This is a genomic window from Rhizobium sp. 05N430, assembly GCF_056396985.1.
In genome coordinates, this window is record NZ_JBFTMO010000038.1 from 1 (window position 1) to 1,947 (window position 1,947).

General features: G+C 55.5%; 1 protein-coding gene. It reads left to right on the forward strand.

The annotated features are described in order from the left end of the window. Positions 1 to 450: 450 nt before the first annotated feature. Positions 451 to 1,830 carry a transposase gene (locus tag AC1DJO_RS29790; protein WP_477974126.1) on the forward strand — a complete coding sequence of 460 codons (1,380 nt, stop codon included), beginning with the start codon at positions 451 to 453 and terminating at the stop codon, positions 1,828 to 1,830. Positions 1,831 to 1,947: the final 117 nt, after the last annotated feature.

The window sequence follows — 1,947 nt, forward strand, 5'->3', positions numbered from 1 at the left end:
GATACTGTTGAAAAACTATTGGTGGTGAGCATCTCATCTATCCCCTTAGAAATTAGCGTCCGTGACACGAACGCCCGCCGAGATATCGTAATGCCTTTCTAGGAGGCTAAATGTGTGTAACTCGGTTGTGGATGGCGAAACAATTTATAAGACGCCGCGCGAGTTGGCGACGCTTGTCGGAATGGATGGCCTCGTGTGGCGAGACAAAAATCCTTTTGTAAATTGGTCTGTTGGCAAAGATTGGCACGACCTCGACCTATGCCTTTGCGGCGTCGATATCTCGGCCTCTCTGGCGCGAGTAGGACTTCAGTGTGAACGGATGACAGCGGACCCGATGGAACTGAAGATTGTTCGGTGATGCCGGATGTAGCCGTATTGCCAAGGAATTCGCATTGCTTATGCAGGAAAGCCCTGATTCAATCGTCGTATTGATTTGCGGAGGATTGAGCGATGATGGGATGTCAGGCAGCTCCGGCGCAGCTCTTTTATGACTTCTGTATTGATGATCACGTCCCCGCCGAGCACCTGTTGCGGGGAATAGACCGTCATCTCGAACTCGATAGCGTTCGAGAGCAGTTGAAGCCTTTCTATAGCAGCACTGGCCGTCCCTCGGTCGATCCCGAACTGATGATCCGGATGCTGATTGTCGGCTACGCCATGGGCATTCGGTCGGAGCGGCGGCTGTGTGAAGAGGTCCATCTCAACCTTGCCTATCGCTGGTTCTGCCGCCTCGGACTGGACGGCAAGGTGCCTGATCACTCCAGCTTCTCGAAGAATCGCCATGGCCGGTTTCGGCAAAGCGATATCCTGCGACACATGTTCGAAACGGTGGTGGAGCGCTGTCTTGCGCAAGGGTTGGTCGGAGCAGAAGGTTTTGCCGTCGATGCCAGCCTTATTGCAGCGGATGCCAACAAGCAGCGTTCGGTACCAGGAGCTGAGTGGGAAGCAAAGGAAGGCGCTAGCCGCTCGGTACAAGAGTATCTGGCTGTTCTCGATGWTGCCGCTTTCGGTGCTGCGTCGCCGGTGACACCAAAGTTTATCTCCCCGTCTGATCCTGCCGCCCAATGGACCGGTGCTCACAAAGGCCATGCCTTCTTCGCTTACGCCACCAATTATCTGATAGACACCGATCATGGTGTCATTGTCGATGTGGAGGCGACGCGTGCGATCCGCCAGGCAGAAGTCGGGGCATCCCGCACGATGCTCGAAAGGACCGAGAACCGCTTCGGCTTACGGCCGGACTATGTGGCTGCTGACAGTGCTTACGGTTCCGCCGACAACTTGGCATGGCTGGTCAAGGAGAAGAAGATCGCGCCGCACATTCCGGTCTTTGACAAGTCGAACCGGACAGACGGCACCTTCTCACGTTCGGACTTCACCTGGGAAGCCGAGAACGAGCGATACATCTGTCCGGCCGGGAACGAACTGAAGCAGTTCCACCGCACTTACAATACTCCAAGATCGGGGATCACGGCCGAAGGGACACGGATTTATCGTGCCAGCAAAAAGGACTGTGATGTCTGTGACCTGAAGCAGCGTTGTTGCCCGAACACGCCTATGCGCAAGGTGCCGCGCGATCTCCATGAGGATGCGCGCGATGTTGCCAGAGCGATTGCGGCCACACCAGAATATGAACTGTCGCGTCACCGCCGGAAGAAAGTCGAGATGCTATTCGCGCATCTCAAACGCATTCTACGGATGGCGCGTCTTCGGCTTCGGGGACCCTGTGGTGCGAGAGACGAATTCTTGCTTGCCGCAACCGCACAAAATCTAAGGAGGTTAGCTAAACTCAGGCCACAAACGACGTCATATGGCGTCATTGCCGCATGAGAGCGGCATGAATTGAGACCCTGCGCCGAGGCGCGGGGCAGAAACGCGTTGGTACTCCGCCCGGAAAATCAAAATGGGCGGATGAGCAGCTAATGCGGCGAGTTTTTCAACGATATC